The organism is Kitasatospora sp. NPDC032121 (assembly GCF_055580145.1).
The window spans coordinates 109,501-132,581 of record NZ_JBVILX010000002.1; the positions used below are offsets into that span (position 1 = coordinate 109,501).

Below are 23,081 nucleotides of genomic sequence, written 5' to 3' on the forward strand. Positions count from 1 at the left end.
ACCCAGCACCACCCGCAACTCCCGGGAGACGCACGGCCCATGAGCACCACCAGCCCCAGCCCCGCCTCCCCCGGAGCCGACGGCGGTGGCGACCTGCCCTACCGGCTGGTCGCCACCGACCTCGACGGCACCCTGCTCACCAGCGGGGAGACCGTCTCCGAGCGCACCCGCGCCGCCCTGGCCGCGGCCACCGGCGCGGGCGCGCTGCACATCATCGTCACCGGGCGCTCGGCGGTCTGGGCCCGCCCGGTCTTCGACGAGATCGGCTACACCGGGATAGCGGTCTGCGGCCAGGGCGCCCAGGTGTACGACGCCGGCGCGCACAAGCTGCTCACCTCGCTCACCCTGGACCGGCGGCTCGCCGCGATCGCGATCGAGAAGATCGAGGCCGAGACCGGCCCGCTGGCCATCGCCGCCAACCAGGACGGCCTCGACGGCCAGGTGCTGGCCGGCCCCGGCTACGAACTGCTGATCGGCTCCGACCTGCCGGTCGTCCGGGTCGAGCGCGGCGGGCTGCTCGACGCCCCGCTCAGCAAGCTGTACATCCAGCACCACGCCCTGACCGACGACGCCCTCGCCGAGGCCGCCCGCCGCGCCGCCGGCGACCTGGTCGGCGTGGTGATGGCCGGCGCCGGCGTGGTCGAACTGCTCCCGCTCGGCCTGTCCAAGGCCACCGGCCTGGCCGTCGCCGCCCGCCGCCTGGGCGTCCGCGCCGCCGACACCATCGCCTTCGGCGACATGCCCAACGACGTCCCGATGTTCGGCTGGGCCGCCCACGGCGTCGCCATGGCCAACGCCCACGAGGAACTCCTCGCCGTCGCCGACTCCGTCACCGCCAGCAACGACGAGGACGGCGTCGCCGAGGTCCTGGAGCGCCTCTACCCCCAGTAGTTGACCGGGCCGGCAGCCTTGTACGCCGCGTGGGCCGCCTCGCTCGCCCGCGGGTCCAGGCTGCTGTCGGAGCTCAGGTTGATGAACAGCGCCAGGGTGTGGACCAGGTACCGGTGTTTCCAGCCGGTCCAGCCGTTCCGGAGGGCCTTCCTGACGTTCTTGTCGCACAGCTCGGAACCGCTTCCGGTGGACGGGCACCAGAAGCCCCAGTCACCGGAGTACGCGTTGGAGAGGGTGTTGTAGGCCGCCTCGGCGGTCCGGGCGTCCATCATCGGCTCGACCATGATGATCACCATCATGCTGTCCTCGGGGTCGTTGTACGTCCCGACGACCTGGTTCACGCAGCCGCCGTTGCGCAGCACGGTCTGGACGTTGTCGCTCATGCCGGACGTCACGCAGCTCTGCAGCGAGCGGCTGGTCTTTCGGTAGCGCACCCCGTCGGAGTCGGTGAACGCCTCGGGGAGCAGGCCGGCGGGGGTCAGCGGGGTGCGGTCGGTCCCGGCGTCGTCGAGCGAGGCGGGGTCGAAGACGGGGGTGCTGGGCCGGTAGGTGGGCGTGTAGGTGCGCGTGGGCGTGTACGTCGGCGTGTAGGCGGGTGCGGGCGTGTACGTGGGTCCTGAGTCCGCCGTCGTGGAGCCGGACCTGTTGTGGGCGACCGCCAGCACGATCGCCAGGATGACCGCCGCGACGACCGCGACGACGCCGATGCCGGCGGCGTACGGCGTCCTGGTCGGCGGCGGCGCGCCCGGGCTCGCGGCCGGGGCTCTCACCGTACGGACGGCGGCGGACGGAGCCGACGGGGCCGAGGAGATGGACGGGACGGACGGAGCCGCCGGGGTGGTGGAGGCGGTGGCGGCGGCCGCCGTGAGGTGCTCCGCCCAGAGCGCCGGGGCGGGCCGGCGGGCGGGGTCCGGGTCGAGTCCGGCCCGGGCGAGCTCGCCGAGGGCGGGGCTGAGCGCGGTCAGCGCGGCCGGGTCGACGGCGCTCTGGTCGCGGGCGAAGAGCCGTACGGCGAGCAGCGCCAGCTTGTGGGCGTCGCCCGCCGCCGTCCCGCGCTCCTCGCCGTGCGGGAGCTGCCAGTCCGGGGTCTCGACCTGGGGCAGGACGGTGGCGCCGCGCAGCCGCACGGCGTCGCAGTCGATGAGGAAGCAGGCAGGCCGGCCGCCGTCGGCTCCGGTGGCGAAGAGCAGGTTCTTCGGGGACAGGTCGCCGACCGCGATGCCGAGGCCGTGCAGCCGGGACAGGGTGGTGGCGAGGTCGGCGAGCAGTCTCAGGCGGTCGCGGTCGCTGACGGTGAGGCCGACCCGGGCGACGTAGTCGTCGTCGTTGAGCAGGAACTCCAGGGTGGCCGGCCGTCTGGTGGGCGCGGTGGCACCGCCGAGGGCGTGCAGGTCGAAGTGGAAGCGTTCGGGGGCGGCCCCCATCAGGAAGCCGCAGGTGCGGCCCCGCTGCCGGACCAGGGCGGTGGGCCAGGCGGCCCTGTCGAGGAGCCAGCGGGCCTCGGCCGGGTCGAGTTCGGCGAGCAGGGCCACCATCGCGGCCAGCGCGGCGGCGTCGAGCCCGGGGAGGGTTTCCGGGCGGTACTCCTTGTAGGCGACGGCGTGGCCGTCGGCCCGGTCGGCCACCTCGTGGACGGTGCCCTGGCCGCCCTGTCCGAGGCGGCGGACCAGGATCAGGTCGTCGTGGTCGACGGTCCTGACGGAGCGGTCGTCCGTCATCGCTCCTCCCCGGCGGCGTGCGGCCAGACGACCAGGAGGGTCCGGTCGTCGTCGAAGGTCTCGCGGGAGAAGTCGAGCAGGTGGGCGAGCCAGAGCGGGGTGGGCGGCTCGGCGAGGGCGTCCGCGAACAGGGCGCCGACCCGGCCGTCCCCGTCGCCCAGCGGGTCGCCGAAGCCGTCGGTGCCGATCAGCAGGGCGAGTTGCGGGGTGAGCCGGACGCTGGTGCGCTCGATCGGGTCGGGCACGGTGGGCAGCGGGGTCACCTCGGTGCCGATCAGCGGGGTGTCGCCGGCGGACTTCGGGTCGAAGAGCGGGTGGTAGCGGCCGTGCGGGAGGTCGAGCAGCCAGGCGCCGGAGTCGCCGATCCGGCAGAGCTCGACGACGGGGCCGGCCGGGTCGGGGCGGACCACGCCGGTGACCAGGGTGGTCGCGTACAGCCGGGAGACCTCGGCCGGGTCCGGTTCCCCGCCGCCCAGCCGCCAGCGGGCGACCTGCCGGAGCCGTCGGGCGGCGTGCCGGGCGACGTCCGGGAAGTCCACCGGGCCCGGGCTCGCGGAGAGCAGGTGGAGCGTGCGGGCGAGGGCGGCCCGGCAGGCCTCGATGGCGCCGAGTTCGGCGGTGGTCGCGGCCGAGACGCCGTCGGCGACGGCGAAGGCGACCGCGCCGGTGGGCTGGTGCAGGGCGGCGCGCGCGGCGTCCTGGCGCGGACGGCCGTAGTAGCGGTGCTTGGCGCCGCGGACGGAGGCGAAGCGCACGGCCAGCGCTTCGGTGGACCAGCCGTCGCACTCGGTGTCGGGGAAGTCGTAGGCGGGCTGGCGCGGCGGCCTCGGTTCGAACTCGATCCCGGGCGTGCCCACGGCGATCCGCTCCCAGGGGACGGCAGCGGCCGGGCCGGGCCCCTGCTCCGGGCCGGGCGCCCGCTCCGGGCCGGGACCGCGCCGGGTCACTGCCCGACCTCGTCGATGGCGAGGACGAACTGGTCGGGCCGGTTGACCACGAGGTGGGGGTTGGCGGAGCCCAGGGCCTGGCCGGAGGCGACCAGGCTGGTGGTGAGCGCGTGGAAGAACTCGCCGATGGCCCGGCCGAGGTCGATGCCGGACCGGGCCACGAAGGCGAACTCCGGGCGGGTCGCCACCGCGAGCATGGTCCGGGGCTCGGCCTCGCCGATGCCGCAGGCGATGATGTTGGGGGCGGTCGGGGTCCGCCGCTGGTCGGTGAGGAGGGCGTGCGCGTCCCGCCACTCCTCGCCGTCGGTCGGCTGGCCGTCGCTGAGCAGGAACACCACCGGGCGGTGCACCTTGTACCCCTGGCCGCGCAGCCACCGGACGTCCTCGGGGATGCGGTCCAGCAGGTCCTCGAAGACCGCCCGGTAGACGGTCAGTCCGCGGATGACCACCTGGGGCAGCCTGGTCTCGGTCCGCATGTCGGTCACCGCGAGGCGGATCCGCACGTCGTCGGAGAAGCCGAGGACGGCCAGCCGCAGTTTCGCGGCGATCATCGGCTCGGCCCGCAGCCCCTCGCACAACGAGACCAGGCCGCCGGAGAGTTCGGCCAGGTACGGTTCCATCGAGGCCGACTCGTCGGCCAGTACGTAGGCGGGCAGCAGGACACCCTTGGTCTCGGCCACCGCACTCCCCCTTCTTGTCGGGTGGACCTCTTCCTTGCGCGGCCGGCCGACTTCCCGCGTCGGCCGGCCGACGGAGCGGCTACGGGAGCAGCGAGCGGACCGCCTCGTCCAGGCTCTGGATCTCGGCGGCCACCGCCGTGGTGGCGACGACGCCGGCCCTGGCCCGGGTGAGGAAGCGCAGCACCTGGTCCCAGCGCCGGGCCGGGGAGGCGACCTCGGCCTGGAGGTCCTCGGCGGCCTGCGCCTGGCTGCTGTCCGGTTCGCCGTCCTGGCGCAGCCGGTCGGCGAGCGCGAGCACCCGCCGGGCGAGCGCCTCCTCGTCGACCTCCCCCGCACCGGAGTTGACCGTGACCGAGGAGTTCCGGCCCGCCGCCACGGGCGAGTCGGTGAAGTGGACGGTGGCGTGGCCGCTGATGTGGAACCCACCGGAGGTGTTCCGGTCCTCGCTCATGACTTGGCCTTCCCTCCTTCGGGACCGCGGGGCGTGAACATGGCGCGCACCCGGCTGCCCGCCCCGGCCGCGACCGGGGAGTTGACGAAGCTGATCCTGGCGTTGCCGGAGGTGAAGATGCCCCCGTTGTAGATGACGCTCTGGCGTTCGCGCAGTTCGGAGATGTCGACCTGGTGGTCCTCCAGGAAGTCGATCAGGGTGTCCAGGATCCGCCGCTCGACGACCTTGGTGTACATCTGGTGGTCGATCTGCTGGTAGTAGCGGTGGAACCTCGAGTCGGCCGCCAGCTGCCGGATGCTGGTCATGGAGCCGTAGTTGAAGGCGCTGTGCCGGATCTGGCGCAGCTGGTCGCCGTCCGTGAGCCGGGCCAGGAAGGCCGCGAAGGGCAGGGCCAGCACGTGGCCGGTGCCGCGCACCAGCCTGCCGGGCATGCTGGTGAGGGACGTCCGGGCCAGGGCGGTCAGTTGGCGCCAGGTCGGCCGGTCGAGCAGGTGGTCGACCAGGTGGTAGGCCGCCTTGACCGGGGGGAGCATCGAGGAGGCGCCCTCGACGAAGAGCAGGTCCTTGGCGGGGCTGAGGCCGAACCGGACGGTGCTGGTGGTCACCACCTCGCTGCCCCAGCCGGACACCGTCGTGACCAGGTAGGGCCGGGCCCGCGCGGCGCCGTCCTCCCGCAGCCGATCGACGAGGGCGGCGGGCAGCTCGGGGGCCGGCCGCTTGGTCGGCCAGGGGAGCAGGAAGCCGCGGACGGCCGGGTCGAGGCCCAGCGACAGGTCGGCGCCGCTGACGAAGATCCGCTCGCGGACCTCGACCCCGGGCAGTCCGAGCGACTCCACCGCCCTGGTGATCTCGGCGGTCAGCTCGGCGATGGAGAACGGCAGGACGCGGTCGGCGTGCTCACCGGGCCGGTCCACCGGGATGGTGAAGTTCCAGGTGTTGAGCAGCCGGCCGTACCCGAGGAAGGGCTCGAAGCCGGAGAAGATCGTGACGTTGCCCTTGTGGTCCAGTCCGGCCAGTTCGCGCAGCTGCGCCTCCTCCTTGGGCCTGGCGGCGACCGGCGCCTGCGCGGGGTCGAACGCGGCGCGGCTCAGCCTGGGCCTGATCACGCCGAAGTAGGCGGTGAGCTGCTCGATGAGCACGACGGCCCAGGCCACCACCAGGAGCGGGACCAGGACGACCGGCAGGTCGAACGGGAGCAGCGAGGGGTCCGGCTGGGGGACGGCGTAGCCGCCGGGGTAGCCGGGGACGGTGGCGGGCGCGTCCGTCCGCTCGAAGGGGTGGAGGAAGAACGAGGCGACGATGCAGGCCGCGATCAGGGTGAGCAGCACCTTGGTGGTGGTGTGCCGGGTACGGGCGGCGACGGCGTAGCGCAGCACGCAGGCCAGGTCGACGTCGGGCGAGGAGGCGACGGCCCGGCGCGGCTCGCCGAGGACGGTGGCGATCGCACGGTGGGCGAGGACGCTGTCCATCTGCACGGCCGCGCACAGGTAGCGCGTGGCGTCCGAGGCGCGCGGCGGCGGTCCCGGCCGGGGCGCAGGGCCGCCGGGGCCGAGGGTCGGCGTACGGCCGCCGGCGGCACCGGCGGGGGTCGGGTGGGAGGTCGGGCGGGCCTGGGCGGGGGCGGGCTGGGAGGCCGGGCGGGCCTGGGCGGGGGCCGGTGCGGGGCTCTTCCAGGTGCCGGTGGGGGCCCGGTGGAAGGCCGTGGCCGGGTCGGGGTCCGCGCGGCACCCCGTGCAGGGCACTCCCGGAGGGTTCACCAGCCCGCAGGTCGGACAGGTCCACGTGTCGAAGGTGCTCATGATCGACCACCCTTCGGTGAGGGTTCGTGTGACGTAACTACCCGTTCCACGACAAAACCTGACCTGTCATCAGGTGGCGAATCCACTGGCGCGTCGAATCCGGTCCGCCAGGGCGCGCGCCCGGCGCGCTCCGCGGCGCCCCGCACGCCCCGGGGGCAGTTGTAGGATGACCGGGCAAGCGGTTGTAGGATGACCGACGACCGATGGTGGCGAGACGCGGTGGGAAGGGAGGTCCGGCATGAGCGGCGGTCTGCAGGCGGCCGGGCGGCGTTCCCTGGTGGACACCGCGATCGAGCAGCTGCGGGAGCAGCTCGCGGGTGGGACGTGGCCGGTCGGGTCGCGGATCCCCACCGAGCACGAGCTGGCCGAGCAGCTGGGAGTCGGACGGAACACCGTCCGGGAGGCGATCCGGGTGCTGGTGCACGCCGGGATGCTGGTCTCCCGACAGGGCGAGGGCACGTTCGTCCGCTCCACCAGCGATCCGGCGTCCGTGCTGCGCGGCGTCCAGCGCTCCGGCATCCGGGACGTCCTGGAGGTCCGTGCGGCGCTGGAGACCGAGGGCGCCCGGCTGGCCGCGCTGCGGCACACCCCCGAGGACGTCCGGCGGATGCGCGCGGCCCTGGCCCGTGAGGCCGAGGTGTTCGCGAAGCACCCCGAGCGGGCGAGCCGCGAGGCGACCGTCGAGCACGACCTGGAGTTCCACACCGCCGTCGTCGAGGCCGCGCACAACCCCGCGCTGGCCGAGGTGTACCGCTACTTCGGTGCCTCCGTCCGCGAGGCGATGACCTCCGCCTTCGGTGACCACGACATGCCCGAGGCGGTCGTGGCGACCCACGAGGCCCTGGTCGACGCGATCGAGAGCGGTGACCCGGACCGGGCCGAGGCGGCGTGTCGTGCGCTGCTCGCCGGCCCGACCGCGGCCGTCGAGCAGCTGCTCGCGGCCATCGCGGCCCGGAAGTAGGACGGCGCGAGCCTCCTCCCCTTCCACCGTCCGCTTCCACGCACATCCACGAAAGAACAGCACATCCATGGCCGTCACCCGTGCCCAGCAGCCGGTTGTCACCACTCCCGCCCCGGTCCCCGTCCGCGCCCGGCTGGCCCATCCGCTCCTGCTGCTGACCGGCATCGTGCTGGTCGCGCTGAACATGCGCGCCTGCCTGGCGGCAGTCTCCCCGATGGTCGGCGAGATCCGGCAGACCTTCGGCCTGTCCGCCACCGTGGGCGGGCTGATCACCACCGTCCCGGTGCTCTTCCAGGGCGTCGGCGCCCCGCTCACCCCCCGGCTGACCCGCCGCTTCGGCGCCGAGCGGGTGGTGCTCGGCGCGGTGCTGGTGCTCGGCGCGGGCGTGCTGCTGCGGGTGCTGCCCTCGGTGGCGGCCCTGTACGCGGGCTGCGTGGTCATCGGCGTGGCCATCGCGGTGCTGAACGTGTCGATGCCCGGCCTGGTCAAGCGCGAGTTCCCGGACCGCGCGGCCGCCATGACCGGCGTCTACTCGACCACCATGCTGGTCGGCGCCACGATCGCGGCCGGCACCTCCGTCCCGCTGGAGCACGCGCTCGGCGGCGGCTGGCGGGCCTCGCTCGGCGCCTGGTCGCTGCTCGCGCTGATCGCGGCGGTGGCCTGGCTGCCGCAGGTGCTGCGCGCCCGCCAGGAGCGGCAGCGGGAGCAGCAGGGGACGCCGGCCGCGGCCGCCGCGGCGGCCAAGCCGATCGAGGGCATCTGGAAGTCCCCGCTGGCCTGGCAGATCAGCCTCTTCATGGGCATCTCGTCGCTGCTGGTGTACACCCTGGTCGCCTGGATGCCGACCATCCTGGCCGAGCACGGCATGGACCGCGGGCAGGCCGGCCTGGTCTTCGCCTTCTCCAACCTGGTGCAGGTGGCGGGCGCCTTCCTGGTGCCGCTGATGGCCGGCCGGATGACCAGCCAGCGCGCGCTGGCGGTGGCCATGGTCGCCCTGAACGGGACGGGCATCGCCCTGCTGCTGGTCGCGCCGGTGTCCGCGGCGTGGGTGTCGGCGACCATCCTGGGTGTGGCCCAGGGCGGTTCGCTGGGCCTGGGCCTGGCGTTCATCGTGCTGCGCACCCGCACCGCGGCGGGTGCCGCCCAGCTGAGCGGGATGTCGCAGGCGATCGGGTACCTGGTCGCGGCGGCCGGCCCGGTCGGCGCGGGCGCGCTGCGCCAGCTGACCGGCGGCTGGGAGACCCCGCTGGTGCTGATGCTGGTGCTGGTCGTGGTGGTCGGCGCGGCCGGCTGGGGCGCGGGCCGCAACCGGACGCTCTGAACTCCGAGCAGAACGGCGACGGGCCCCGGACACCCTCAGGTGTCCGGGGCCCACTGACGTACCGGGCGCGCCCCACCGGGTTCAGCGCCCCACCGGGCTCACTCCTCGCCGGCGAGCGTCATCCCGGCCAGCTTCACCGAGGCGAACACCGTCGCCGCGACGGTGACCACCAGCAGCAGCGGTACGGCCGCGCCGAGCGAGACGTCGGAGCTGATCGCGTTCTGTCCGGCGACCGCCTCGGCCACCGAGCGGCCCCACTGCTGGACGCTCAGCGTCCGGGCGCCCTCGACGAAGTTCCCGATCGTCGACTCCCAGATCAGGGCGTACGCCAGCCCGGCCACCACGGCGTGCCGGGTGACCACGCCGAGCAGCAGGAACACCGCGCTGTACACGGCCCCGGCGACCAGCACCGCCACGGTGTAGCCGAGCGCCACGCCGTCCTGGGTGCCGACCAGCAGCAGCCCGGCCAGCAGCGTCGGGACGACCGAGAACAGCCAGGTGACGCCGATCGCGACGACCAGTTTGGTGGTGACGATCCGCCACCGGGGCAGCGGCTTGGCGAGCAGGTAGACGATCGAGCCGTCGTCGATCTCGTTGGCGATCACCCCGGTGCCGACCACCAGCCCGAGGATCGGGACGAGGGTGCCGAGGCCGAGGGCGCCGATGATGTTGTCGGCCATGTCGTGCGGGTCGGCGCTGGAGACGCTCGCGACGGCCGAGACGACCAGCAGCAGGGCGGGGACCACCAGCAGCAGCAGGCCGCGGCGACGGCCCAGCAGCCCGCGCAGGGTCAGCCTGGCGACGGTGGGGTTCATGGTCGGTCGGCCCCTTCCTGGGCAACAACGGTCCTGGCGGCGGCGCTCACGCGGAGACCAGGTAGGAGAAGACGCTCTCCAGCGATTCGTCCGCCGGGGAGACGGTGTACAGCCGGATGCCGGCCTCCCGGGCGACCCTGGGCAGCAGGGTGGTGAAGCCCTGGAAGTTGACCGCTTCGATCCGCAGCGCCCGCTCCCGCTCGTCCACCTCGATGCCGGTGGTGGAGCCGTCGGCGATCAGCGCGGCGGCGAGCCGGCGGTCGTCGCTGGAGCGGACCAGGTAGCGGTGCGGCCGGTCGGTCATCAGCCGGCGGATCTTGCGGAAGTCGCCCGAGGCGGCGTGCCGTCCGGCGACCACCACCTCGATGTGCCGGGCCAGCTGCTCGACCTCCTCCAGGATGTGGGAGGAGAACAGCACCGTCCGGCCGTCCGCGCCGAAGCGGCGCAGCAGGTCCATCAGCTGGAGCCGCTGGCGCGGGTCCATGCCGTTGAAGGGCTCGTCGAGCAGCAGCACGGACGGGTCGTGGACCAGGGCGGAGGCCATCTTGACCCGCTGCTTCATGCCCTTGGAGTAGGTGCCGGTGCGGCGGTCCTTGGCGTAGTCCATCTCCACCAGGTCCAGTGCCCGGCGGGCGGCGGCGCCCGGCTGGGGCAGGCCGTGCAGTTCGGCGTTGGCGAGGACGAACTCCCAGCCGGTCAGGTAGTCGTACATCGACTCCCGCTCGGGCACCAGGCCGATCTGCCGGTACACCTGCTGGTTGCGCCAGATCGGCGCGCCGTCCAGGGTGACGGAGCCGCTGGAGGGGGCCAGGAAGCCGCTCATCATGTGGATGAGCGTGGACTTGCCCGCCCCGTTGGGCCCGAGCAGGCCGGTGATGCCGGGGCCGATGGCCATGGTGATGTCGTTGACCGCGACCACGTTCCCGAACCAGCGGGAGACCTTGTCGATGCTGATGGTGGCCATGCCGCCCTCTCAGACGTTCCGATAGCGGCGCAGCAGCAGCCGGTACGAGCCGACCACCATGGCCGCCGCGACGAGCGCGAACACCGCCAGACCCAGGCCGCCCGGCGCGTGCCGGCGGTCGAGTCCGTCGCCGAGCCCGAACAGCTCGTTGACCAGGGACTCCACCAGGTCGGTGGGCGAGATCAGGGACACCCACTGCGCGGCGTCGGAGTCGGTCGTGCCGGTGTGGCTGATCCCGACCACGGAGGCGCCCAGCGCGGCGCTGACCGTCAGGTAGCCCATGATGGCGGCCACCCCGAAGCCCCGGCGCGGGGTCGCGGCCGCGATCACCACGGCCACCGAGGTCGGCACCAGGGCGTACAGCAGGGCCGCGATCAGGCCGTACAGGAAGTGCCCGGTGTTGTGCGCGAAGTCCATCCCGCCGAGCAGCGCGCCGATGTACAGCACCAGCAGCGGGGCCGCCATGAGCAGCAGTTGGGCGCAGACCATGGCGCCGAACTTGGCCCGGACGTAGTCGGTGCGGGTGATCGGGCGGGAGAAGTAGAGCGGGACGGTCTGGTAGCGCAGGTCCCGGGAGAACAGCACCGGCGCCTGGGAGGCGAGGAAGACCGAGACCACCAGGCTGAGCATGGAGAGGTAGCCCGCGTAGTCGACCGGCAGTTCGTCGCGCTTCATCACGACCGACAGCGCCACCGTGATCAGCGCGGGCACGGTGATCACGCCCAGCACCAGCATCGGCAGCACCTTGGACTTGCCGGAGCGGCCGAGGCCGTACGCGGCGCGCAGGCTCTGGGTGAAGAGCGCGCGGGTGGCGTAGGAGCGGCCGAGCCGGGGGCCGGTGTAGCCGCGGTAGCCGATGTCGTGGATGACGCCGGTGTCGGTGGACCTGGCCTCAGGAGGCAGCGACATCGTCCGTTCCTCCCTTGCTCTGCTCGGTGTGCTCGTTCCGCTCGGCGCCCCGGGAGTCGGTGAAGAGTTCGGCGACCCGGTGCCGGCGCTCCTCCAACCGGACCAGGCCGAGGCCCAGTTCGGCGACGGCGTCGCGGATGGTGTCGTACGTCGACTCGTCGGCCAGCCGGACGAGCAGCTGGTGCGAGCCCTCGGACTGGACGGACAGGCCCGCCGCGGCGAGCCGCTCGCGGACCGCCGGGCCCGGCTCCCGCCGGTGGTCCTGCGGGAAGTCGCCGACCTCGACCGCGAGGACGGCCGTCGCCCCGGTGAAGGAGGCGGTGGAGGAGGAGCGCAGCAGCTTGCCGCCGTCGATCACGACCAGGTGGTCGCAGGTCCGCTCCAGCTCGCCGAGCAGGTGCGTGGTGACCAGCACCGAGATGCCGAAGTCGGTGTGCACCCGGCGGATCAGCGCCAGCATCTCGTCCCGGCCGGCCGGGTCGAGGCCGTTGGTCGGCTCGTCCAGCAGCACCAGCTTCGGGTCGTGCACCAGCGCCTGGGCGAGCTTGACCCGCTGCTTCATGCCGGTCGAGTAGCCGCCCATCGGGCGGTACCTCTCCTCGTACAGCCCGACGTGCCGCAGGGTGTCCGCGGTGCGCTCACGGGCCGCGGTGGCGGGCAGGCCGGCCATCCGGGCCATGTGCACCACGAACTCGGTCGCGGAGACGTCCGGTGGCAGGCAGTCGTGCTCGGGCATGTAGCCGACCTGGGCGCGGATCTCGGAGCCCCGGGTGGCGACGTCCAGGCCGAGGACCTCGCCCCGGCCGGAGGTCGCCGGGGCGAGCCCGAGCAGGATCTTGATCAGAGTGGACTTGCCCGCGCCGTTGGCCCCGACCAGCCCGACCACCCCCGGCCGCACCTCGACGGTGAGCTGGTCGAGGGCGGTGACGCGGGGGAACCTCTTGGTGAGGCCGTCCGTCGTGATGACAGCTGTGGACACGGACACAACGTAACCGTCTTGTGCGGTACGGGTCATGAGCTGGAATGACGAGGCCGTCTGCTGCTGCGGTATGACGACGGGCCCCCTCTCCCCTAGGGGTTCGGCAAAGGCGGAACCGCCTGTACCCTTTGTCGAACTCTTGACGTACTTGCCGAGTTCATTGCCGACGGGGGTGCCGGAACAGCGTGCCGGCACGGAGGGGAAGCGATCGACATGTCTGATCGGGCGACCGCGTTCGACCGGATGATGAACCCTTGGGCCTACGACGCCGACGGGAACCTGACCGACCAGGCCCGTGCCCAGGAGACGGCCCGCACCCAGCTCAACTCGGCCGCGGCGGCGGGCGGAGGAGGCGGCGGGGGCGGAGGCTTCAGCGCCGACCCCGACGCGCTCACCACCGCCGGGAACAACTCCGACCAGATCCACGCCCGCCTCAACACCGACGGCCGGGGCGCCGACGAGGCCACCGCCAAGGTCTCCACCTCACTCGCCAACTGGAGCACCGGACAGGCCGCGGCGGGCGCCGCCGGCACCTGGGACCAGTGCGTCGCCGCGCTCGGCGGCACCATCGGACAGACCACCCAGGCGCTGCGCGCCACCGCCGGCAACTACCGCCAGAACGAGTCGGCCACGCAGGCCGGCTTCACCGGCTGAGAGGAGTACCGCCATGGTCGACTTCCACGAACTCAGCACCGCCGACTTCGGCGTGCTGGACTCCGCCGCCTCTGCCTGGACCACCGTGGCCGTGAAGCTCCAGTCGCTGGACAGCGACTGGGACAGCACGGTGATAGCCAAGGTCAACTCCGCCTGCTGGAGCGGGCCTTCGGCCGACCAGGCCCGCCCCGGCCTGCAGCGCACCAACGAGCAGCTGACCGCCGCCGTCACCGAGGCGAACGCCTTCGCCTCGATCTTCACGGAGGCGTCGACCGAGTTCAAGGCCGCCAAGGCCAAGCTGGACAAGGCCGTCGCGGCCGCCCGGACGGCCGGCCTGACCGTCACCGACAACGGCACCGTGAGCTGGCCCCCCGCCGACAACGCCACCCGCCACGACTACGAGGCCATGCGGGACTACCAGCGGGAGTGGGGCGACAAGGCCGAAGCCGCCCGCAAGGAGATCGACGCCGCCGTCGCCGAGGCCACCGCCGCCGACGAGCGGATCGCCTACGCGCTGCGCGCCGACAGCATGACCGACCAGCAGAAGTCCTTCAACGGCAAGGCCATCGGCGGCGGCCCCGAGGCGGACGGCAAGCGCGCCGCCCAGCTCGCCGCCCGGGGCGGGGACATCACCGAGCCCGAACTCACCGAGCTGAACTCGCTGTTGGCCTCGCACGGCAACGACCCGAAGTTCGCCACCAAGTTCTACCAGGACCTCGGCCCGGACGGCCTGATCAAGTCCTGGAACGGCATGGTCGGCGACCCGGCGCACCCCTGGGACGCCAAGGACCCGCGCTGGAAGGCCTACGAGCAGCTCCAGAAGAACCTCGGGCTCAGCCTGGCCACCGCCACCCGCACCACCAACGAGCCGCACCTGTCCGACGAGTGGGCCGCCGCCCTGCGCAAGGCCGGCTCCCAGCCGGTCTGGGACAAGCCGTACCGGGCCTCCGGCCTGGACTACGTGCCGTACGGCTACCAGGTGCTCTCCGGCATCCTGATGAACGGGAACTACGACGCCCACTTCATCAACCCGATCGCCGAGCACGTCACCCAGCTGGACACCCAGGACCGGTACTGGCCGGCCCCGATGCCCGGTTCCAAGATCCACGGCTTCAACCTGACCGGCGGCGACGAGGCCGGCTCCGGCTTCCGCCCCACCACGGCCATCCTGGAGGCGCTCGCGCACAGCCCGGAGGCGGCCACCAAGTTCTTCACCGAGCAGCCGACCGCGTACAACCAGGACGGCACGGTCAACCAGGGCGGCAAGCCCAAGCCCGCCGACTACTTCGGCTACTACTCCCACGACAAGGACTGGATCCCGGACACCACCTCGCGGGACTCCAAGGTGTGGGACGCGAGCAAGCAGGCCGGCCCGGCCGCCTTCGGCCGCGCCCTGGAGGCCGCCACCACCGGCCACCCGTACGACGAGCCGGGCCCGATCCCGCCGGCCAAGCACACCTCCGAGCAGGCCGACCTGATGAACCGGGTCGTGGACACCTTCGGCCGGCACGGCGGCGACGGCGCGCTGGACGACATCAAGGGCGACGGCAAGCTCGCCGCGATGCGCGGCAGCCTCGGGCACATGACCGCCGAGTACATCGGGGACGTGCAGAACTCGCTCTCCCACGGGCACGACCTGCCGGTCAACGGCTCCCCGGCCACCCTCAACGCCTCGTCCGTGGCCGGCCTGCTCGACGCCCTCGGGCGCGACCCGGACGCCTACGGCGCGGTGGCGAACGCCAACCAGGCGTACACCACCGCGCTCATCCGCGGCCACCTGGACAGCGGGGAGACCGACTTCGCCCGGCTGGAGTCGGACATCAAGCACAACGCGGAGTCCGGCGGCGTCGTCAGCGGCTACCTCAACCAGGCCCGGATCGACGAGGTGCAGAACCAGCACGCCGTCTCCGACAAGGAGTTCAACGACGCGCTGGAGAAGAACGTCGGCTACGGCAAGGACGCCTTCAACGCCGTCATCGGCAGCGTGACCGAAAAGATCCCGCTCGGCGGCGAGATCGCCGGCGCACTGGTCGACGAGATCGCCGACAGCGTGATCGAGGCCAACAAGCACGACACCACCGAGGACGGCCGCCAGGAGAGCCGCGACCACACCGCCGACGCCGAGGGCCGGGTGGCCAAGGGGGCCGACCAGGCGGTCCGGGACGCCGGCGACGGCACCGGGATCTCCCGCCAGGACCTCGACCGGCTCGCCAACAGCGCCCGGGACAGCGCGCTCCAGGGCATGGCGCGCGGGACGGCGAACAACAGCAGCACCAACGCGAAGGGCGACGCGTGAGCCGGCTCCCTGGCCGGTGGGCCGGGCGCCTGCACGATCCGCTGCTGCTGCCCGCCGTGCTGGTCGTGGCGGTGGCGGCCGCCGGCTTCGTCGGCTACCGGGACTGGCAGGGCCACCGCCCGGCCGAGTCCGCCGGCCGGTCGGCCCAGCTCTGCCACCTGCCCACCGGCCCCGACACCCCGCTCGGGCGGCTGCTGCCGGACGGCGACCAGGACTCCGAGGAGCGGACGAAGTCCGTCGTCGGCGACGACCCGCGGACCTGCGTCATCCGGATCGACGGGCGCACCGTGCTCACCCTGACGTCGGTCGGCCGCCGGGGCGAGCTCGCCCTGGGCACCGAGGCCGCCAAGCGGCCGGACGCGCGCACCTTCGAGGTCGCCGGCCTCGGCGCCTCGTGGCCGGGCGGCGCCGCCGCGGCCGCGGGCTGCCTGACCGGGAAGCACGACCGGTACGACTACTTCGAGCTGGAGATCGTCGCCGGTGAGGCCGTCCGCAACCCCGGCGGCTCCGCCGACGGCGTCCGGGCCGACCTCGAACAGCTCGCCCGGGCCGCGCTGGTGGAGACGAGGAAGGAACAGTGCTCATGAGGCACCCCCGGGCCCTGACCGCCGGCGGGGCCGCGCTGCTGCTCGGCGGCGGCCTGCTCGGCTGGCACCTCTACCTCGACCACACGTCCTACCGGCCGCCGGCCGTCACCCTGTCGCACGGCGAGTGCCGGGGCCTGCTCGACGACCCGGACGTCGCCAGGGTGCTGGGCGGCGCGCCCCGGGTCTACGTGCGGACGGACTACCGGACGGCGGACGAGACCAACCCGGCCTCCGTACGGTGCTCGGTCAACGGCGAGGACGGACGGCTGCTGACCGCCGAAGCGTCGTTCGGCGTCGTGCTGCCCGGCGGCGACAGCGCCGGGGCGGTCGACTTCGAATGCACGCTGGACGGCAAGCGCACGGGCTACCGGGCCGTCGTCACGCTCACCGGCAAGGACGGCAAGGCCGTCGCGGACGGACCGGGCCGGGAGCGGATGGGCAGGATCGCCGGTGGCTTCGCCGAGCGCGCCGCCGGGAAGCAGCTCGGCTGCGCGGGCGGTGCCGAGCGGCTCCAGGTGATGTGAGCCGCCCGGCACCGCCCCTGGCGCCGCGTCAGCTGTGGGCGCGCTCCCACAGCTCGGTGACCTTGCCGGAGGCGTCGAGCGCCACCTTGTAGTCGCCGACGCCCGAGCAGGGGTAGGAGCCCTTGACGTTGGTCGGATCGGCGAGGCACTCGTTGACGTGCTTCACCAGGTCGGCCACGGCGACGTCCTTCGGCGGGGCCAGCACCGAGCTCAGGTGGCCCTTGGCGGTGGGCGCGATCGGGGCGCTCTTGTCCGCGCCCACCGGCTCGAAGACGACGTCGTTCACGCCGCAGGCGTCCTTGGTCTCCTTGTAGACCAGGGTCGTCGCGCTGGTGCCCTTCACCGGGTACACCCACTTCTGCCCGGCGGGCAGCGGCTCGTGGGTGCAGAAGCCCTCCGGCTCGTCGGACGGCTTCGCGCTCTGCGCGGGCTTGCCCGTCGGGGCGGGCTTGCCACTCGCCGCCGGGGCGGAGCCGGCGCCGGTCGGGGCCGTGGTGGCCGGGGCGGAGCCGGCACCGGTCGGGGCGGCGGTCACCGCGGTCGACCCGCCCCCCGCGCCCTGGTCCGAGTTGTCCGGGCCGCAGGCGGCCAGTCCGAACGCCGCGGCGGCGACCAGGGCGGTGGCAAGCAGTTTCCCGGAGCTGGAAGAAGGCATGACGAAGAAACCCCCGTTGTGACACATGATCAGTTGTACCGTGCGGCGGACAGACTAGCGCCCCGGCCCGACACCGTCCCCGACAGCGGCGCTCAGCCCAGCTGGGCCAGCCCCTCGGTGGCGATCCGCTCGAAGACCGCGAGGTCGTTCTCGAAGATCGAGTCGGGGATCGGCCAGTGGATCACCAGCTCGGTGACGCCCAGCTCCCGGTAGGTGCCCGCCCAGTCGACGAAGGCGTCCACCGACTGCAGCGGCTTCTCCGCCGTCGAGCCCTGGAGCAGCACCTTCTCCAGCGTCCCGGCGTCCCGCCCGACGGCCTCACAGGCCGCCGTCAGCTTCTCGATCTGCCGCGCGACCACACCGGGCGCCTCCGCGACGGGCACGTCCGCCGGGCCCTTCGGGTCGCCGTACGTCACCCAGCCCTGCCCGTACTCCGCCGCCAGCTTCAGCCCGCGCGGCCCGGCCGCCGCCACGTAGAACGGCACCCGCGGGGTCTGCACGCAGCCGGGGACGTTCCGCGCCTCGACCGCCGAGTAGTACGCGCCCTCCCGGGTGGTGGCGTCATTGCGCAGCAGCTCGTCCAGCAGCGGCAGGAACTCCCCGAACCGGTCCGCCCGCTCCCTCGGCGACCAGGCCTCCTGCCCCAGCGCCGTCGCGTCGAAGCCCGTCCCGCCGGCCCCGATCCCCAGCGTGAACCGCCCGCCGGACACGTCGTCCAGCGTGATCAGCTCCTTCGCCAGCGTCACCGGGTGCCGGAAGTTCGGCGAGGTGACGAGGGTGCCGAGGCGCAGCCGCTCGGTGGCGCAGGCCGCCGCCGTCAGCGTCGGCAGCGAGCCGAACCACGGCTCGTCCTGGAAGGAGCGCCAGCTCAGGTGGTCGTAGGTGTACGCGGTGTGGAAGCCGAGCTCCTCGGCCCGCCGCCAGATCTTCTGCCCTTCGCTCCACCGGTGAACGGGGAGGATCACGGTACTCAGTCGCATGGCAAAGACCCTACGCGTCCGCTCCGGTCGGTCCCTCGGCGATGAAGGACCAGCCGGTCCGCTTCGCGGCTGGCAGTCGCGCTTGAGACGCCAAACCGCGAGGCCATCTCGGTGAGCGAGGTCTCCTCATCCAGTGGACCGTCGTCATCGTCGACGCGGATTCAACGCCGCAGCCAACTCAGCAGGGTCGTCGCCGTGAACACCGCGCCCGACGCCAGACAGACCGCGCGCGGGGTCAGCCACCCGGGGCCTTCCGGGGGCCGGGGCTGCGGGACCGGAGCCAGGAGCGCGTCTGCGAAGGCCTGGGCGGTCTGGGGCCGGTCCGCCGGCTCGACGGACATCGCGGTCCGCAGCAACAGGGCGATGTTCGGCGGGATCTCCGCTCCAGCCGGAAGCGCCGGCAGCGTCGAGGAGGTCGGCTGGTCGGTCATCAGGGCTGTGGCGCGTCCGCCCGGGCCGAACGGCTTCTGCCCGGTCAGCAGCTCGTAGGCCACGACGGCCAACGCGTACACGTCGGCCCTCCCGTCGAACCCGCCGGTCTGGAAGGCCTGTTCCGGTGCCATGTACGCGGGCGTGCCCGTGGTCACCGTCAGCCCGGACGCGTCGGCCAGGTTCTTCGCGCTGCCCAGATCGGCCACCAGCACCGCGGCGGGCGCGGGGCCGTCGGCGAGCAGCAGGTTGGACGGCTTCACGTCGCGGTGCACCACGCCCGCGTCGTGCAGGACCTGGACCGCGTAGCCCGCCTCCGCGGCCAGCCGCAGCGCCTCCTGCGGGTCGCACCGCCCGACCCGGTCCTCCAGGGTGCCGCCGCGTACGTAGTCCATGACGAAGTAGGGCCGGTCCTCCTGCACCCCGACGTCGTGCACCCGGACCACCCGCGGGCTGGCGATCCGGCGCAGCAGCCTCGCCTCCGCCAGGAACCGCTCGCGCACATCGGCGTTGGCGGCCCAGTTCTCGGCCAGCACCTTCACCGCGACCTCGGTGTCGAGCTCCGGATCGTAGGCCTTCCAGACCGTCGCGAAGGAGCCGGCTCCGAGCCGCTCCAGGAGGAGGTAACGGCCGAGCTTGCGCATGTGGCAGCATTCTGCCGGAGTCGGGGGGAGTGTGGAACTCCCGTTCGACGGGCGGGATGCCGGGCGGGACGGGACGGGGGGATCCGGGTGTTGGAGGAAGGCGAGCTGGAACGGCTCGTGACGGCTGCTCAGGCGGGGGAGCCGGGGTCGACGGAGTACCTGCTGGCCAAGCTGCGGCCGGTGGTGCTGCGCCGCTGCTCGCGCTTCCTGCCCCATCACGCCGACGCGGAGGAGGCCGCGCAGGACGCGCTGCTGTCCATCAGCACGCACCTGCACGAGTACGGCGGTCGCGGCTCCTTCCTGGGCTGGGTGACGGTGATCGCCTCCAACGCCGCCCGGTCCACCTACCGCTCGATGCGCCGGCGCGCCGAGGACAGCCACGCCGACCTCCCCGAGTCCGTCGACCCGCGCACCACCAGCGTCATCGCCGGGACCCGGCTCGACCTGATGGAGGCGCTGGCCGCACTGGAGCGGCAGCACCCCACCCTGGTGGAGGCCTTCGTGCTGCGCGACCTGGGCGACCTGACCTACGTCCAGGTGGCCGAGGCGCTGGGCGTTCCGTTGGGCACGGTCAAGGACCGTATCCACCAGGCCCGCCGCTTCATGCGCGAGCGCCTGGTCACCGGTCCGTGAACGACGGTCCCGCGGCGGGCGGCGGCCGCGCCGTCCTCCGGCCCCGGTCCGCCGTCGCCGCCCTGGTGGCTGCCGCCGCGCTCGGGCTGGCGACCGGCCGGTTCGTCCTGCCACCGCCCCCCGGCGCCACCGCGCACCCGGCAGCGCGGTCGGGTGCCGCGGTCGGCGGGGCGTCCCAGGGCGCGTCCGCTCTCGCGACGCCCGGCGTGTCCGGCCTGACGCCCGAGTCCTCGGCCTCCGGCTCCGGCTCCGGCTCCGCCTCGCCGACGGGTGCGACCGGTGTGGCCGGGCCGGTGACGACCGCGAACCTTCTGGAACCGGCGGCGTTCGGCCCGGACGTCGACCCCAGGCGGATCCACGTCACCGACCGGTACGGCGACGGGGCTTACGCCAACGCGGCCTGCTCCGGCGAGAAGACCCTCACCCAGACCCTGGGCGGGCCCGGCGCCCACTTCCGCGGACTGATGACCAGCTCCCGCACCTCCCCGGACGACCCCACGCTGGCCGCCGACCGCGTCGACCAGGTCGCCCGCGAGGTCGCCGCCGAGGCCCGGAGCCCTTCCCTGGCGCAGAACTTCGCCGACCGCCTGCTGCTGGAGGAGGTGCCCTGCCAGGAGGAAGCGCCAGGGCACTGGGTCTACGGCAGGACCACGACGCTGCAGCTCGCCCCGGACGTCACCGCGAGCTGGATGGGCCTCTATCAGGGATCCCTCAACACCACCGGCAGGGCGCCCGAGGGCAAGGAGCCCTGCGGCGGCATCGCCGTGCTGCGCAGCGGCAACCACTACGCGGTGCTGGAGGTCGATGCCTGCCTGGGGACGGCCGCGATGGACCGCGTCGTCAGGACCGCTCTGTCACAGCTGTGAAACAGCCGGTCAGGGCTCCAACTTTCCCTTCTCCGGCGGCATCTCCCCGGTTGTACGAGGACGCAGCAGGCGTCCCGACCAGCAGGGGGACCAGATGACCGAGAACCAGACCGTCCAGCAGAAGCCCGTTCGCCGCAACCGGGTTGCCGCCGCGGCCTGCTTCGCCGCCGCACTGATCACGGTCAGTGTCGTCGGCACCCAGTCGGCCACCGCCGACGGGGCCGCGCACAAGCCCGCCCGCCCGGCCGCGGTCGCGGTCGCCGCGCCCGGACTCGGCTCCGCCCACCTCGTCCAGAGCGAGGACTTCCAGCAGGGCCTGAACCCGGTCGGCGCGACCGTCGCGCTGACCGGAGGCCAGGGGCTGTCCGCGTGCACCGGCGAGGAGACGATGCGCGACCTGACCAAGGGCACGGCCACCGCGTACGCGTCCGTGACCTGGACCTTCGACACCAACGGCCGACTGACCGAGTCGGCCGCGAGCGCCCCCACCGGGGCCGAGGCCGCCACCTGGGAGAACCAGCTCGTCGCGCTCGTTCAGGAGTGCCAGGACGAGCCCGCCGGCCACTGGTACTACGGCGCGGCCCACACCCTGACCGTCACCGGCGGCACCGCCCACTGGTACCTGGCCTACAACGGCGACGGCACCGTCAGCGGCGGGGCCGCGGTGCTGCGCAGCGGCACCAAGGTCGCCATCGTCGAGCTCACCGGCCGCCCCACCGACGCCCCGGCCCATGTCGAAGGCATCGTCACCGCGGCACTGAACCGCCTCCGCTCCTGAACGGCGGCCCCGCTCCGCCCGCGCCGGTGGGCGGAGCGGGCCCCGAACACCGAAGCCGCTCACCCGCCCGGGTTCCCCCGGGCCCCGGTCCGCCGGAACAGCGGAGGGCGAGCGGGTCCGTGGTGTCCACGCGCGGGCGCGCTTGGCACCCCGGTCAGCCCCGGCCGCTCGCGAAGGGGTTGACGTTGAGGTCGCCGCAGACGTTGAGGGTGCCGTTGTCGACGCCGCCGGTCACGGCCACCTGCACCTGCTGGGTGGTGTTCGGCAGGATGATCGAGACCTTGGAGCCGGTCACCGCGCACACGTAACGGCCGGAGGAGGTGGCCTGGCCGTTCACGTCGCTGTAGAGCAGATCCGCGGTGGCCCCGGCTCCCGGGGCGAGCGTCACCGGGGTGTTCGGGCCGCCGTCGTGACGCACGGCGTCGATCGGGGAGGACTTGCCCTGGTCGTCGGCGAGTTGAACGCCGGGGAAGCCGCTGAGGGTGCAGCTGTGCCCGGAGGTGTTGACCGCCCGGATGATCGCCGTGGCAGGCTGCTGCTCGGAGGCGCGGGCGGTGGGGCCGGTCACGCTGAGCTTCACGTCGGCGGCGGTGCAGCTCTTGGAGCCCGCGGCGGTGCCGGAACCGCCGGAAGCGCCGGAACCGCTGCCCGTCGTCGAACTCGCCGCACCCGAGGACGCGCCGGCGCCCGAACTCGCCGCGGCCGTCTTTCCGGACGCGACCGGGGCCGGCGCCGAGGGCGCGGAGCCCGCCACCGAGGGCGCGGAGCCCGCCGCCTCCGAACCGGCGCCGGGCCCGTCGCAGGCGGTCAGCGCGAGGCCGGCGGTCAGGGCAACGGCGGCGGTGGCGATCAGGCGTGCTGCGGTGCGCATGTGTGTTTCCCCCCAAGGGCAGGGCTTCCCTGCCGCATACGGTCGCTCGAATTCGTAAACCTTCCAAACCAGTTGTATCGGGCGGAGATCCACAGCTCCATGCCTCGGCTGTCACAGTCGCGCCACAGCGGTGAGGCGGCGGAGCGTGCGCGCGGTGGAGACCCGGTGAACACGGGAATCGGCGTGGTCGGGTCGGCGGTCGTGGTCGCCCGCTCCCGAGCGGATCCGCGCAGCTCAGGCCGTGATGCCCCCGCCGGATCTTCTGCCCCTCGCTCCACCGGTGGACGGGGAGGGTCACGGTGCCCGGTCGCGTGCCCCCGACCCCGCGCGGGAGCGGTCACGCGTGTCCGTGACCCGGACGACGCCCCCGCGAAGACGTGGCTGGGCGGCGGTCCGGCGGTTCGGCAGAGTTCCTCGTGCCGGCAGACGACACTGCGGCGAACCCAACCGAGACCGAGGGAGAACGCCATGAGCGAGATCACGAACACCGAGCTGCTCCGCGTCGACGCGATCGTGCAGGACCTGGTGGAGCTCGACGCCACCGAGTACGGGACCGAGGCCCTGTCGATGACCCAGGCCACCTTCTCCGACTACAGCTGAGTCCGGCCGCGGGTGGTGGGGGGGGGGGGGGGGGAGAACAAACCAAGCTCCCGGCCGGGAGAAAAGAGGCGGGGGCGAGGCAAAGGAGAAAAAAAAAGAGGGGGGAGAGGCAGGGGGATCTTTCCCAAC

24 protein-coding genes are annotated in these 23,081 nt (G+C 73.3%); 11 read left to right on the forward strand and 13 right to left on the reverse strand.

Annotated features, from left to right (window positions below; translation table 11 throughout):
• Positions 1-39: 39 nt before the first annotated feature.
• Positions 40-891 carry an HAD family hydrolase gene (locus ACZ5OX_RS06330; protein WP_465628977.1) on the forward strand — a complete coding sequence of 284 codons (852 nt, stop codon included), beginning with the start codon at positions 40-42 and terminating at the stop codon, positions 889-891.
• Here ACZ5OX_RS06330 and ACZ5OX_RS06335 read toward each other — a convergent pair.
• The 5 genes from ACZ5OX_RS06335 to ACZ5OX_RS06355 all read right to left on the reverse strand — a co-directional run bounded on the left by ACZ5OX_RS06335 (position 879) and on the right by ACZ5OX_RS06355 (position 6,486).
• Positions 879-2,609, reverse strand: a complete 1,731-nt coding sequence (locus tag ACZ5OX_RS06335; protein WP_465628978.1) for a hypothetical protein — start codon at positions 2,607-2,609, stop codon at positions 879-881. The two genes, ACZ5OX_RS06330 and ACZ5OX_RS06335, sit on opposite strands and share 13 nt — an antisense overlap.
• Positions 2,606-3,556: a protein phosphatase 2C domain-containing protein gene (locus ACZ5OX_RS06340; RefSeq protein ID WP_465628979.1), complete on the reverse strand. Its 951-nt coding sequence runs from the start codon at positions 3,554-3,556 to the stop codon at positions 2,606-2,608. Before ACZ5OX_RS06340 ends, ACZ5OX_RS06335 begins: the two co-directional genes overlap by 4 nt.
• Positions 3,553-4,236, reverse strand: a complete 684-nt coding sequence (locus ACZ5OX_RS06345; RefSeq protein ID WP_465628980.1) for a vWA domain-containing protein — start codon at positions 4,234-4,236, stop codon at positions 3,553-3,555. The genes ACZ5OX_RS06340 and ACZ5OX_RS06345 overlap by 4 nt, the downstream gene beginning before the upstream one ends.
• Positions 4,237-4,315: 79 nt before the next feature.
• Positions 4,316-4,687, reverse strand: a complete 372-nt coding sequence (locus ACZ5OX_RS06350) for a hypothetical protein (RefSeq protein ID WP_465628981.1) — start codon at positions 4,685-4,687, stop codon at positions 4,316-4,318.
• Positions 4,684-6,486, reverse strand: a complete 1,803-nt coding sequence (locus ACZ5OX_RS06355) for a hypothetical protein (RefSeq protein ID WP_465628982.1) — start codon at positions 6,484-6,486, stop codon at positions 4,684-4,686. The genes ACZ5OX_RS06350 and ACZ5OX_RS06355 overlap by 4 nt, the downstream gene beginning before the upstream one ends.
• Before the next feature lie 238 nt (positions 6,487-6,724).
• Between ACZ5OX_RS06355 and ACZ5OX_RS06360 the strand changes: the two genes are divergently transcribed.
• Entirely contained in the window at positions 6,725-7,447 is a 723-nt protein-coding gene (locus tag ACZ5OX_RS06360) for a FadR/GntR family transcriptional regulator (protein ID WP_449787998.1), read from the forward strand.
• A 67-nt stretch (positions 7,448-7,514) separates the two neighbouring features.
• Entirely contained in the window at positions 7,515-8,768 is a 1,254-nt protein-coding gene (locus ACZ5OX_RS06365) for a CynX/NimT family MFS transporter (protein WP_465628983.1), read from the forward strand.
• A 98-nt stretch (positions 8,769-8,866) separates the two neighbouring features.
• Here ACZ5OX_RS06365 and ACZ5OX_RS06370 read toward each other — a convergent pair whose 3' ends face one another.
• Genes ACZ5OX_RS06370 through ACZ5OX_RS06385 form a run of 4 tightly spaced genes read right to left on the reverse strand, consistent with a single transcriptional unit; the run spans position 8,867 to position 12,471 of the window.
• The gene (locus tag ACZ5OX_RS06370) at positions 8,867-9,583 is read right to left on the reverse strand and encodes an ABC transporter permease (RefSeq protein WP_465628984.1); all 717 of its coding nucleotides are present in this window, start codon (positions 9,581-9,583) and stop codon (positions 8,867-8,869) included.
• Positions 9,584-9,629: 46 nt separating this feature from the next.
• A complete protein-coding gene (locus tag ACZ5OX_RS06375) occupies positions 9,630-10,547 on the reverse strand; it encodes an ABC transporter ATP-binding protein (RefSeq protein WP_392881646.1) in 918 nt (305 codons plus the stop codon).
• A gap of 9 nt (positions 10,548-10,556) precedes the next feature.
• Positions 10,557-11,456: an ABC transporter permease gene (locus tag ACZ5OX_RS06380; protein WP_465628985.1), complete on the reverse strand. Its 900-nt coding sequence runs from the start codon at positions 11,454-11,456 to the stop codon at positions 10,557-10,559.
• Entirely contained in the window at positions 11,440-12,471 is a 1,032-nt protein-coding gene (locus tag ACZ5OX_RS06385) for an ABC transporter ATP-binding protein (protein WP_465628986.1), read from the reverse strand. Before ACZ5OX_RS06385 ends, ACZ5OX_RS06380 begins: the two co-directional genes overlap by 17 nt.
• Positions 12,472-12,648: 177 nt before the next feature.
• Here ACZ5OX_RS06385 and ACZ5OX_RS06390 point away from each other — a divergent pair, with 177 nt between their 5' ends.
• The 4 genes from ACZ5OX_RS06390 to ACZ5OX_RS06405 are packed head-to-tail and all read left to right on the forward strand — an operon-like array spanning position 12,649 to position 16,496.
• Complete coding sequence (locus ACZ5OX_RS06390; protein ID WP_465628987.1) at positions 12,649-13,089, forward strand: hypothetical protein; 441 nt, start codon at positions 12,649-12,651, stop codon at positions 13,087-13,089.
• Between the two features lie 13 nt (positions 13,090-13,102).
• Complete coding sequence (locus ACZ5OX_RS06395; RefSeq protein ID WP_465628988.1) at positions 13,103-15,385, forward strand: hypothetical protein; 2,283 nt, start codon at positions 13,103-13,105, stop codon at positions 15,383-15,385.
• Entirely contained in the window at positions 15,382-15,972 is a 591-nt protein-coding gene (locus ACZ5OX_RS06400) for a hypothetical protein (protein WP_449787990.1), read from the forward strand. The genes ACZ5OX_RS06395 and ACZ5OX_RS06400 overlap by 4 nt, the downstream gene beginning before the upstream one ends.
• Positions 15,969-16,496, forward strand: coding sequence for a hypothetical protein (locus ACZ5OX_RS06405; RefSeq protein WP_449787989.1), 528 nt, complete (start codon positions 15,969-15,971; stop codon positions 16,494-16,496). The genes ACZ5OX_RS06400 and ACZ5OX_RS06405 overlap by 4 nt, the downstream gene beginning before the upstream one ends.
• A 28-nt stretch (positions 16,497-16,524) precedes the next feature.
• On the opposite strand, the gene ACZ5OX_RS06410 is transcribed toward ACZ5OX_RS06405, so the two are convergent.
• The 3 genes from ACZ5OX_RS06410 to ACZ5OX_RS06420 all read right to left on the reverse strand — a co-directional run bounded on the left by ACZ5OX_RS06410 (position 16,525) and on the right by ACZ5OX_RS06420 (position 19,204).
• A complete protein-coding gene (locus ACZ5OX_RS06410; RefSeq protein WP_465628989.1) occupies positions 16,525-17,151 on the reverse strand; it encodes a hypothetical protein in 627 nt (208 codons plus the stop codon).
• Positions 17,152-17,243: 92 nt separating this feature from the next.
• Positions 17,244-18,131: an LLM class flavin-dependent oxidoreductase gene (locus tag ACZ5OX_RS06415; RefSeq protein WP_465628990.1), complete on the reverse strand. Its 888-nt coding sequence runs from the start codon at positions 18,129-18,131 to the stop codon at positions 17,244-17,246.
• Between the two features lie 161 nt (positions 18,132-18,292).
• A complete protein-coding gene (locus ACZ5OX_RS06420) occupies positions 18,293-19,204 on the reverse strand; it encodes a serine/threonine-protein kinase (protein WP_465628991.1) in 912 nt (303 codons plus the stop codon).
• Between the two features lie 117 nt (positions 19,205-19,321).
• Between ACZ5OX_RS06420 and ACZ5OX_RS06425 the strand changes: the two genes are divergently transcribed.
• From ACZ5OX_RS06425 to ACZ5OX_RS06435, 3 genes are all read left to right on the forward strand, one after another.
• On the forward strand, positions 19,322-19,837 hold the full coding sequence (locus ACZ5OX_RS06425) for an RNA polymerase sigma factor (RefSeq protein WP_465628992.1): 516 nt from the start codon (positions 19,322-19,324) through the stop codon (positions 19,835-19,837).
• Positions 19,834-20,703, forward strand: a complete 870-nt coding sequence (locus tag ACZ5OX_RS06430; protein WP_465628993.1) for a hypothetical protein — start codon at positions 19,834-19,836, stop codon at positions 20,701-20,703. The genes ACZ5OX_RS06425 and ACZ5OX_RS06430 overlap by 4 nt, the downstream gene beginning before the upstream one ends.
• Positions 20,704-20,797: 94 nt before the next feature.
• The gene (locus ACZ5OX_RS06435; RefSeq protein ID WP_465628994.1) at positions 20,798-21,481 is read left to right on the forward strand and encodes a hypothetical protein; all 684 of its coding nucleotides are present in this window, start codon (positions 20,798-20,800) and stop codon (positions 21,479-21,481) included.
• A gap of 154 nt (positions 21,482-21,635) precedes the next feature.
• Here the strand turns inward: ACZ5OX_RS06435 and ACZ5OX_RS06440 are convergent, their stop codons facing one another.
• Positions 21,636-22,352: a DUF4232 domain-containing protein gene (locus tag ACZ5OX_RS06440; protein ID WP_465628995.1), complete on the reverse strand. Its 717-nt coding sequence runs from the start codon at positions 22,350-22,352 to the stop codon at positions 21,636-21,638.
• A gap of 468 nt (positions 22,353-22,820) precedes the next feature.
• Between ACZ5OX_RS06440 and ACZ5OX_RS06445 the strand changes: the two genes are divergently transcribed.
• Positions 22,821-22,952, forward strand: coding sequence for a hypothetical protein (locus ACZ5OX_RS06445; protein WP_392881613.1), 132 nt, complete (start codon positions 22,821-22,823; stop codon positions 22,950-22,952).
• Positions 22,953-23,081: the final 129 nt, after the last annotated feature.

Coding starts and splice junctions, on each gene's coding strand:
- ACZ5OX_RS06330 (WP_465628977.1), top strand. CDS start 40: ATGAGCACCACCAGCCCCAGCCCCGCCTCCCCCGGAGCCGACGGCGGT.
- ACZ5OX_RS06335 (WP_465628978.1), bottom strand. CDS start 2,609: ATGACGGACGACCGCTCCGTCAGGACCGTCGACCACGACGACCTGATC.
- ACZ5OX_RS06350 (WP_465628981.1), bottom strand. CDS start 4,687: ATGAGCGAGGACCGGAACACCTCCGGTGGGTTCCACATCAGCGGCCAC.
- ACZ5OX_RS06355 (WP_465628982.1), bottom strand. CDS start 6,486: ATGAGCACCTTCGACACGTGGACCTGTCCGACCTGCGGGCTGGTGAAC.
- ACZ5OX_RS06360 (WP_449787998.1), top strand. CDS start 6,725: ATGAGCGGCGGTCTGCAGGCGGCCGGGCGGCGTTCCCTGGTGGACACC.
- ACZ5OX_RS06365 (WP_465628983.1), top strand. CDS start 7,515: ATGGCCGTCACCCGTGCCCAGCAGCCGGTTGTCACCACTCCCGCCCCG.
- ACZ5OX_RS06370 (WP_465628984.1), bottom strand. CDS start 9,583: ATGAACCCCACCGTCGCCAGGCTGACCCTGCGCGGGCTGCTGGGCCGT.
- ACZ5OX_RS06375 (WP_392881646.1), bottom strand. CDS start 10,547: ATGGCCACCATCAGCATCGACAAGGTCTCCCGCTGGTTCGGGAACGTG.
- ACZ5OX_RS06380 (WP_465628985.1), bottom strand. CDS start 11,456: ATGTCGCTGCCTCCTGAGGCCAGGTCCACCGACACCGGCGTCATCCAC.
- ACZ5OX_RS06385 (WP_465628986.1), bottom strand. CDS start 12,471: ATGACCCGTACCGCACAAGACGGTTACGTTGTGTCCGTGTCCACAGCT.
- ACZ5OX_RS06390 (WP_465628987.1), top strand. CDS start 12,649: ATGTCTGATCGGGCGACCGCGTTCGACCGGATGATGAACCCTTGGGCC.
- ACZ5OX_RS06395 (WP_465628988.1), top strand. CDS start 13,103: ATGGTCGACTTCCACGAACTCAGCACCGCCGACTTCGGCGTGCTGGAC.
- ACZ5OX_RS06405 (WP_449787989.1), top strand. CDS start 15,969: ATGAGGCACCCCCGGGCCCTGACCGCCGGCGGGGCCGCGCTGCTGCTC.
- ACZ5OX_RS06410 (WP_465628989.1), bottom strand. CDS start 17,151: ATGCCTTCTTCCAGCTCCGGGAAACTGCTTGCCACCGCCCTGGTCGCC.
- ACZ5OX_RS06415 (WP_465628990.1), bottom strand. CDS start 18,131: ATGCGACTGAGTACCGTGATCCTCCCCGTTCACCGGTGGAGCGAAGGG.
- ACZ5OX_RS06420 (WP_465628991.1), bottom strand. CDS start 19,204: ATGCGCAAGCTCGGCCGTTACCTCCTCCTGGAGCGGCTCGGAGCCGGC.
- ACZ5OX_RS06435 (WP_465628994.1), top strand. CDS start 20,798: ATGACCGAGAACCAGACCGTCCAGCAGAAGCCCGTTCGCCGCAACCGG.
- ACZ5OX_RS06440 (WP_465628995.1), bottom strand. CDS start 22,352: ATGCGCACCGCAGCACGCCTGATCGCCACCGCCGCCGTTGCCCTGACC.
- ACZ5OX_RS06445 (WP_392881613.1), top strand. CDS start 22,821: ATGAGCGAGATCACGAACACCGAGCTGCTCCGCGTCGACGCGATCGTG.